Below are 9636 nucleotides of genomic sequence, written 5' to 3' on the forward strand. Positions count from 1 at the left end.
CAATTTGGTATTTTATTCATCACTATAATCAATCATTACTTGTTTAGCACTACCCCTGATTTAAGTAAGTTTTGATATGTTCCTCAGGTAGATCAGAACGTTGTTTAGTTGGATTGGGTTTAAGTAGACAACGAGCTACTGCTAAGAAATAATCAACATCTTTTAAACTTGATTCTAGATCTCCATTTCCATATTCTCTCGCAGCTATAGGGAGCTTTTCTGCCATACCCTCAAGAATTTCTTTTAAAGAAGGAGCTAAAACTTGTTCTTCAAGTTCTTTGAGCATAGCATCATAAGACATATGCCAAGCATGAAGAATAGAGTCAGCCGACACAAATACTGGTAAATCATTACTATAGATGCGATAGAACATCTCAGCAAAACTCCTGGCATTCATGCGCTCGCTAACTACAAAACCATTTTTCTTGAAGACAGCGAGTTCTTGTGGATCGAGGCGAAAGTCATAATCACGATAGTTTTGTCTTTCTGCATTTTTGTTATTTTCTTCTGGATCTATATTGAACAAATTCCAGTATTTAGCCGTAGTTGGGTCCCAACTGATTCCTTGAAGATAATCAGCATTGGCATCGTAACGTTGGGCAAATTCCTCGGTTGACATCTGTCCCAATTTATCCCATTCTTCTTCAAAGACAGCATTGTAACCAAAAATATCACTGTCCGTTTGAGCAAGAGAGCTATTTGCCATTTCCATTTTTCTCTTTCTGTTAAATTACTCGTGGTACTCTTAGTTTTTTAAGTGTGCCATTACTATCATAGCAAAAACATTATTATTGTGGGTTTGCATTCCCATAGGACGCTCCCCTCCCCCTTTCAAAGGGCAGGGCTGTTTTAAAGTATTGTAGATTAAGGATTTAAGGAGAACAGGGGTAATGGGGATAGTAGAACAGTGAAATTTGCCGAAATTTGCCTATTTTTCAGCCAATAAGCGTCTTTAAGCTCTGAGAGAATATTGGGTTCAACGCCGCTTAAAAGCCTTCATCCCCGTGTCTCCGTGTCTCCGTATCTCCGTGTCTATTGAGAATGAAACAGCCCTGCCTTTCAAAGGGGGGTTAGGGGGGATGGAGAGCGCGGATCTTCTGCCAACATTTGGATAAAATATTCTGTAGGGAGGTTCCATGGAACCTCCCTACTCTTGTCATTAATATATTATCTCATTCTATAGTAAATTTATTCACCTATCTCCTAATACCTAATATCAAATGTTACTTAACTGGCAAACTTTAATAAAAGATATAAATTTTAAACATCAAAAATGCCAACTTGACCCGAAAAATTCTATGGCTTATGCTTATTCTTTAGGTCAATTATTACTAGAAACTAAGGCTTTATTTGATCCTACTGAATGGCAATCTTGGCTCCAAAATAATTGCCATTTCTCGGAAAAATACGCGGAAACTTATCTGCAAATAGCTAAAAGTTGGCCGAGTTTCCGGACACAATTAGATGCTTACAGAAAAGTTGATTTATCTGCTATAGAAGATATAATGGAGGATAAATCTCAAATGCAATTTGTTCCTTCTGAGGTAAAAGATAATTTGCTAGAAAATGTGGAGACGGAAGTTAACAAAATTATTCCGTCGTTGGATAATGCTGAGGATTTTACAACTTCTCACCCCGAATCAGAAAAATCTGAAAATCCTACAATAATTCGTTTGTATATTCCTGGGAAAGTAGTTCCTAAAGCACGTCCACGAGTTACTGCTAATGGTACTTATTTACCACCTCGATATCGTACCTGGAGAAATCAGGCAGAAGTAGAAATTTACCGTCAAGTTTCTGAACTTAATTTAGAAGTAAATTTACCGATTCAAAAAGCAGCTATTTCTATTAGTTTTTGTGGGAAACATCGGACTAATTCTGATTTAGATAATTTAGCAGGAGCTTGTCTTGATGCTTTAACATTGAATGGTGCGGGTGTACTTCAGGACGATCGCTTGAGTTGTATTCCTAAGCTGACTATTGAATATATTCCTGATACTAAGAAAACAGGTGTTTGGATTGAAATTGAAATACTGTCTTCAATAATTAATAATTAACAATTAATAATTAGACCTCTCCGAAAAAGATATAGATTTTTGGGGCATAGTAGGGAACACTTAACTGGGAACAGAGAACAGATAAGATATTTTTACGAAAAAGGCAGAAAAAAGAATTTTTTCTGGTGAATTTTTTTTCTTTAGCTAATATAACTAAAAGGTTTATTTATTTTCCGGAGATGTCTATTAATAATTACCTCTTCTTATAAAGAAGAGGATTGGCTAAAAGGAATTTTTTTTCTTTTTTCTCCATGAATGGAGAGGCTTTATACCTTAAGAGTTCGGTAAGCATTTCCTGCGGAATGCTTACAGCTATATTAGTATTATTCAGCAGTAAAAACTAATGTTCCTTTGTCAGCTTCCAAACTATCGCCAATTTTTTGCCCATCGTGAAAAGCAGCTAAAATTACATCGCAAGTTTTTCCCCAGCTAATAATACCACTAGCATCAATACCGATCGCTCCCAAATCCCTTTTATGTTCGTGAGCTTCTGCAAATGAACGTTCAAAAGCTGTTTTGATGGAAAAACCATCCGCTACTCGAATCACAATTTTTGCAGCCAAACACTCATCAATAATATCTTCTCCAATACCAGTACAACTAACTCCAGCACTGCCAGTAGCATAATTTCCAGCAGGCATCGCCGAGTCACTGACCCGACCAATTTTTTCAAAACCTTTCCCTCCTGTAGAGGTGCCCGCAGCTAATCTACCCTCTTTATCTAAAACTACTACACCAATAGTGCCAGTGCCTGGAGATTCTGCCACCACATTTGCCATTTTTCTACTAAAATCATGTTTACGGTCCTCCAGCCATTCATTTAATCGTTTGTCTGTCAGAGGGTTGTAAACCGGCATTTGTAATTCCCGCACAAATTCAGCCGCCCCAATATCTGATAATACGCGATCGGGTGATTCTTGCAGCGCTCTGGCCAAATCAATAGGATTTTTAATCCGGGAGACATTGATCGCCCCGCTAAACCGATGATTAATACCATCCATTAAGGAAGCACTCATCCTAATCTGGCCATCAGATTGTAGTACCGAACCAGTGCCAGCATTAAAAATTGGGTCATCTTCTAACAGTTGGCAACCACGCACGACTGCATCTACGGCAGTAGTGTCACTTAGAAGCAAATTATATAATTCATCTACTATTCGATGGAGAGATGTCCGAACAACTTCTAATCCTCCTTTTTCGTTGAGGGAACTACCAGCACCACCGTGAATAATAAGTTTTGGCTGCATTTTTTTTGTGATTAACTACTAGATATAAGGCTATTATGCCTCGGTCTGTTTGTCAATTTTTGACCTATGTCGCCGACATCTTTCGGAACAATATTTGACTTCATCCCAACAGTCTGCCCATTTTTTTCGCCAAGTAAAAGGGCGATTACATACAGGACATATTTTTGTTGGTAAGTCAGATTTAGTTTTTGCCATGATATAATATTTAGCTTGATATTCATTAGTTATTATAGTTCATAAAAATAAAAAATATGATTTTGAGAAGCCTATTATAACAATTCTAAAAAGGTTAAGCTGGAATTGATAATTTTGGGAATTATAACTGATATCATGTCCGGTAGCATCGGAGCGTGTATAAAATAAGGTCAAAATGGGCAAAAAACCTTCTGCCTTCAGCATAGCTGCCTTCTGCCTTCCTTTCACCAAAATATAACTATTCAAGCGAACATGATATGACTATGTGATACAACGATTAGCAATGCTGTGGATGTGTTGCATAACTTTCCTCAAAACCGTTAAGTTCTTGAATGACTTCTGTCGGCAGTATAATTTCTTTGGCTTCTAAGTTTGCTTGCAAATGCTCTCGTCTTGAGCTGCGTGGGATAGTAACAAATCCTTTATTGACAGACCAAGCCAAAAGTAGTTGAGCTGGGGTACATCCACAGCTATTTGCTATCCTAATTAACTTAGGAGTGTCTAGCTTTTGCCCCTTAACTAAGGGAGAATGGGCTACAATTTTTATTCCCTGAGGTTGGCAATAATTAACAAGTTCTCTTCGTTGCAGAAATGGGGAAATTTCAATTTGATTCCATTTGGGAGGAGAATTCTTGAGCAGTTGCAAATGCTGAATATTGAAATTGCTGACACCAACATCACCTATCTCTTCCCATTCTCTTATTTCCAGCATTACTTCCCAAGCGGATAGCGGATCTGTTCCGGGTGCGTGTAACAAAAGTAAATCTATAGTCCCCAATAATTCCAAAGATTGTCTTGCTGCATCTCGAATACGGCGATACAGTATAGCTTTCAAAGGAATTTTCGAGGTAATAAAGATTTCCTCTCTTGGTATACCAGATTCAGCGATCGCCCTAGCTACTTCTCCCTCATTTTTGTAGAGAGCAGCAGTATCTATATGTCTGTATCCGATTTCAAGTGCCATTCGGCAAGTCAAGTATGTTTTTTCGTACAGACGGTAAGTTCCTAAACCAATTGGACTAGCTGAATCTATAGAACCCATTTTGTACCTTTACGAGAGACTAAGTTTTTGAGCCATGAAGTCGTTTGTGAATATAGAAAATGAATACGAAAAGATGGAAAAATATTCCAATACACCCCATCTCCCTATTGCCCCATCACCCCATCACCTCATCGCCCTATCACCCCATCACACTATCTATTTTTCAATATAACCCAAATAGACATCTGGTGAAAATCAAAAATCAAATCAATTATTATCCAGAAATTATCAATTACTTCTCCCTTCTCCCTTCTCCCTTCTCCCTCTTTTCCGGAGAGGTCTAATGGGGTATATAGTACATTCAAACACAGATGTGACAATCTTTCATGTTATTGCGATAGATACTGTCGATGAAACGAATTTGGTCTGAATGTTTAATTTCCCGCTTGAGACTGCTATGAAATTTCTGCACCGACATTCCCAGTTGCTCCTGAATATTTCTTGCCAAAAGAGAACGTATACGAGCTTCTAATTCCTGGGGAAGTTGAGAACGAAATTGTTGGTATTGTAAGTCTAGAAGTGTATGATTTTTTTCAAGAGCATCGGCAATAATCTCAAAACCTCCTTCTCGGATATTCGTATCCATAAGACCGAAGATTTGCACGGTATTATTACTGCGGATAAAATCTGCAATAAGTTCTGCACCACACCCATCAAAATAATTGGGTAACTCTCCCATATCGGAAGTTGATTTGTACAAACCAATACCTAAATAAACTAACTCAGGCAAGGTATTACACTTTTCTAGCAATACTTTCAGACCAGCATTCTGAATTCGATTAGAGGATAAATCTAATTTACTCAAGTGGGAATAACCTGCCACAGCATTTGCAATTAGCTCTGCACCTGCATCCCCCAAACGATTAATCGCCATAAACAGTCCAGTTAGTCCTTTCCAGTTTTCGGACTTCATATATTCAAAATACTCAGCAATGTAACTAGCACCAGTCTCACTAATTCCATTGGCATCAATATATAACGTTCGGAGAGTATGATTTTTCCGCAGACTTGCAAATAAGACCTTGACTCCTTCATCCAACATACCCACATTGACCAGATCCAAAGTCTGAAGACTCGTATTTTGCTCCAGCATCTTAGCAATACAAGCTACACCACCTGCTTTAAGGGGATTACGCTTTAGCCATAGAGACTCCGCATGGCGATCGCCCACCAAAGCATCAGCAAGTTCTGCTGCACCTTTCTCCGTCAGACAATTTCCAGCCAAATAGTAAGTTTTAATTCGTGGTGTAGAGCGATCGCTAGCGAGGGAGGCAATTTTACTCGCCCCCTCATCTCCGACAATATTATTACCTAAGAGGAAATGCTCTACGTAAGGATTTTCCCGAATAGACTCAACTAAGTTGCCGATATAAAGATCGCCGACAACCTGCTTACACATATCTATTCGTCCATCGTCGTAATAAGCTCCACGGGTAAATTCTTGGCAAGGTCTATCTGCTGGTTTTCCTTTCTTCATGTGGGTAAAAAAGGGTTCCAGTTCTTGATATGGAGCCACTTCTACTGGCATAGCTTGGGGATTGAGGATCGAATCAGACAGTGGTGCAGAAAGGAGTTGATCGAATATATGGCGATCGCCAAACATTCTTGCTTGTCGGTAGGGATCGACTTGCGAATTATTGGCATTAGCTTCAGCTATTTGAGATTTGTAGGCTCGACGCAATCTAGCAAGTAAGCGCCCGTAAGCAATATAACTACCTATTCGGTCTTCATCTTTGGCGGGGAAAAGTTGCCGGGCTAACTTATGTCCCAAACCCGAACGTTTATCTTCTCCACTATCAATCTGAGGAATCTTCAGGGCAATATCACTTACCTTTTCTCCCTCAGATAAACGCTTTTCATCCTCATAAATTTGGTTGATGATGGTTTGTATATTTAGATTTAGAGCCTTTGTGTTATCAATCATGTCATTTTACTTATCAGTTATTAGTACCTCCTGTAATAGGGAGGCAATATGGACAGACCGATACTATTTTGTAGCTTTATTGTAACACAAAGTAATCATCCTGGCATAAAATATAGAATAATAAAATAAAATTATATATTAGACCACTCCGGAAAAGAGGGAGTAGGGAGGGACGTTGCATGCAACGTCCGTACAGAGTAGGGGGAAAGAATTGATGATTTATCCGTATGGGATTGATTTTATTTTTGATTATCACCAGATGTCTATTGGCGATAAATAGGAAGAATAGCATTAAGTATTTCTTATTAAGAGAATTTACTCTAAAAAAATTGTGTTTTATAATAAATTATATGTTATTTTCCAAAGCAAATTAATTCCCCAAAAATATTATTTTTTACCAGATCAAATATAATACTTTTGGTAAAATAAAATCGTAAGCATTCAGGTGTCACCTATCAGACATCAGCTATTAACTGAATTGCCCTTGAAGGAGGAATCAGAGTTGAAAGATTTAACAGAATTAAAAGTACGAAATACATTAGCTACTTGCTCACGACTCAATATTAGCTAAATCCTCACCCCCCAACCCCACAACTATCCCCCCTTACCCCCCTTTGAAAGGGGGGAGAGGTCTTCCGGGTTGCTCACTCCTTACCCACATTTTCAAGCTAGACACCCTACTACACAAAATTGAATTTCGACTATACCTCAAAGCAATGACTTTTCGCAGAAATTTATTTAGTCACATCTTTCCATATCTATTACTGTTTATAATAACGGCGATCGCTCTCTACATAAGCAAACCAGTTTCTCTACAAATTCGCTGGAATGATGAAACGCTTTACTATACTATAGCTCAAAATATTGTCCGTCATTTTGATTTTAATAGTAATCATTATTTGGCTAGTAGTATTATTCAAAAAGGCTATCCAACTAAGGATACTCATCTGCCTGGTTATCCTTTAATTTTAGCTGTTGGTTTTTTGATTGGTGGAATTAATGAGGCTACACCATTTTTTGTGAATTATTTACTCCTAATTTTGACGATATTTTTAATTTTTACAGTTGGCAGATTCATTGCGAATCAATGGGTTGGTTTTGGTGCTAGTTTTATTTATTTGATTTATCCTTACACTTTAGTTTTGACTCATTCAGTAATGACAGAAATATCTGCTGCTGCTGTAATTATGGTAGTAGTTTATCTTTTATTTGTACAAAAAGAAAGTTTTTTAAAAGGAATATTTTTAGGTTTAGCAATAGTTTTAGCATATTTAATCAAACCATTTTTATTGACTTTTTTTCCTGCCAGTATAGCTATTTTGTGGATTGAGAAAAATCAATATTACAAAAAAACTTTATTAAGCTTACTCTTTTCTTTTGGATTACTTTTTGTCACTGTTTTAATTCCCCTTTCTCAAAATCAAGAAATTTATCCCTATGCAGCAACGAGAATTTTATCCCAATCTAATTTGACTGATATGCTGAGAATGATCTGGGAAAATTTTCTATTTAATTGCACTCTCATAATTAATTTGAAAAAGTTTCCAGTCTATGGAACAATTACTATTTCAATGCTAATGCTATGGAGTATTAATTTAGCCGTACTTGCAACAGCAAGTTATCAAAAAAAATTACAACAATGGGAAAAATATATAAATTTATCTATTTTTACCTTAGTTAATTTTCTGTCAGCTTTAATGGCATTTTTATTACTTTATCAATATATTAATGCAACTAGAGGATTAGCAGTTTTTTCTCCATTAATGGCAATCTTATCTGTGACTGGTTTGTGGCTATTGACTCCACAATTAAAAACCAAAAAAGTAGTAGCTATTGGATTAGGAATTTGTCTGTGTTTAAGTTACTCAAACTTTGTCACATTTCACCTACTCAGACAAACTCAACAAGGACAGTCTCAACGTTTATCTACTCATAGTTTCCGGCTAGAAAAAGTCATCTCAAAATTGTCAATTAAACCACAGGTAGTTATGTCTGAGAAAAATCGTTATTTAGCGATCGCTAATTATCCGACTCAAGTAATTTGGGAATTGCCTCAAACATTACAAGAACTACGGCAAGTTGAAAAAAAAGTAAGTATAGACCTAATAGAGTTAAAAGAGTCTGACCCAATTTTTCAAGAAAATTTGCAAGTTTATGGTAATGTCAATCTATTAGATAACCGTTATATTCTGCAATACCAAAATCAGGGTTTTTATTACTATTTGCAAGTATCTCAAAGTAACGGAATAACACACCTAAAAATGTAGGTTGGGTTGAGGGAAAAAACAAAACATCGTTCATTAATTGATAATGGATAATAGATAATTACCTCTGGTTAAAACCGTTATTGATTGAATATAAGGAAATATCCAATCGACCAAGAGAACAAAAAAATTTCTTTTATAGCGCGTAGCGCTAGGGAATAGGGAACAGGGAACAGGGAACAGTTGACTATCAAAAGGTTTCAGGATTTAGAAATGTCCGCGCCCTATTTGCGTAGTGCTATAACCAATCCTCTTCTTTTTAAGAAGAGGTAATTATTAATTATTAATTATTGAAACCATCACACAGCTTTCTATCTTCCTCTGCTATTAGAAACAATCAGGGTTAATTCTGTTGCGGAGTTTGAAGAGTTAATTAAACAGAATTCCTATGGGGAAAATTAGTAAAATCAGGCTTTTAACTTCTGACTTATGACTTCTAACTTCATAAAATGGCACATTTTTAACCAATGATTTACTTATTAATCAGTCTTTTAAGGTACTATGTTATTTAGTTTAACTGCTCTGAACCAAATTCTACACGCATTTTTCGTCTTGAGTGAAAAAAATCGGGGGAGATGACAGTTATTTGTTCAGTGCTGAGTACCCAAGAAGCGATCGCAAGCTTCTTTAAGTTCTCGCAAATTATCTAAAATCATAATTTGTTTTTGAAAAAATATACTATGGTTCGTGTCATAAAGTCCAGTGTTGTAAAGCTTTCTCAAGTAGGCTCGATATATCCGCCACCATTAATTTTACATAGCAGTAATACCAATTATATAAACTGGTTAGATAGTTGTGAAAAGGTTAATTTAGCTGTTGATTTAACCAGTTTTCCAAATCTACTATAGTTGTTAAATCAAAAATTTCATCACCTAAAATATCTAATTTTTCCAGAGATAACTGCTCT

8 protein-coding genes are annotated in these 9636 nt (G+C 36.6%); 2 read left to right on the top strand and 6 right to left on the bottom strand.

Going from position 1 to position 9636, the window contains the following annotated elements; translation table 11 throughout:
- Positions 1-49: 49 nt before the first annotated feature.
- On the bottom strand, positions 50-706 hold the full coding sequence (locus ACP6PM_RS09385; protein ID WP_426583950.1) for a DUF3160 domain-containing protein: 657 nt from the start codon (positions 704-706) through the stop codon (positions 50-52).
- Positions 707-1220: 514 nt separating this feature from the next.
- Here ACP6PM_RS09385 and ACP6PM_RS09390 point away from each other — a divergent pair.
- Positions 1221-2057 (top strand): RusA family crossover junction endodeoxyribonuclease, encoded by an 837-nt coding sequence (locus ACP6PM_RS09390; protein WP_426583952.1) that lies wholly within the window; start codon positions 1221-1223, stop codon positions 2055-2057.
- 323 nt (positions 2058-2380) lie between these two features.
- On the opposite strand, the gene ACP6PM_RS09395 is transcribed toward ACP6PM_RS09390, so the two are convergent.
- The 4 genes from ACP6PM_RS09395 to ACP6PM_RS09410 all read right to left on the bottom strand — a co-directional run bounded on the left by ACP6PM_RS09395 (position 2381) and on the right by ACP6PM_RS09410 (position 6465).
- On the bottom strand, positions 2381-3304 hold the full coding sequence (locus tag ACP6PM_RS09395) for an isoaspartyl peptidase/L-asparaginase (RefSeq protein WP_426583954.1): 924 nt from the start codon (positions 3302-3304) through the stop codon (positions 2381-2383).
- A gap of 33 nt (positions 3305-3337) precedes the next feature.
- Positions 3338-3499 carry a DUF2256 domain-containing protein gene (locus tag ACP6PM_RS09400; protein ID WP_426583956.1) on the bottom strand — a complete coding sequence of 54 codons (162 nt, stop codon included), beginning with the start codon at positions 3497-3499 and terminating at the stop codon, positions 3338-3340.
- Positions 3500-3776: 277 nt separating this feature from the next.
- Positions 3777-4541, bottom strand: coding sequence for an aldo/keto reductase family protein (locus ACP6PM_RS09405; RefSeq protein ID WP_426583958.1), 765 nt, complete (start codon positions 4539-4541; stop codon positions 3777-3779).
- Between the two features lie 301 nt (positions 4542-4842).
- Positions 4843-6465: a leucine-rich repeat domain-containing protein gene (locus tag ACP6PM_RS09410; protein ID WP_426583960.1), complete on the bottom strand. Its 1623-nt coding sequence runs from the start codon at positions 6463-6465 to the stop codon at positions 4843-4845.
- A 716-nt stretch (positions 6466-7181) separates the two neighbouring features.
- Here ACP6PM_RS09410 and ACP6PM_RS09415 point away from each other — a divergent pair.
- Positions 7182-8732, top strand: a complete 1551-nt coding sequence (locus tag ACP6PM_RS09415) for an ArnT family glycosyltransferase (RefSeq protein WP_426583962.1) — start codon at positions 7182-7184, stop codon at positions 8730-8732.
- An 801-nt stretch (positions 8733-9533) separates the two neighbouring features.
- Here the strand turns inward: ACP6PM_RS09415 and ACP6PM_RS09420 are convergent.
- Positions 9534-9623 carry a hypothetical protein gene (locus ACP6PM_RS09420; RefSeq protein WP_426583964.1) on the bottom strand — a complete coding sequence of 30 codons (90 nt, stop codon included), beginning with the start codon at positions 9621-9623 and terminating at the stop codon, positions 9534-9536.
- Between the last annotated feature and the right edge of the window lie 13 nt (positions 9624-9636).

The sequence above is a fragment of the Dapis brunnea BLCC-M229 genome (assembly GCF_050015995.1).
Lineage (GTDB): Bacteria > Cyanobacteriota > Cyanobacteriia > Cyanobacteriales > Microcoleaceae > Trichodesmium.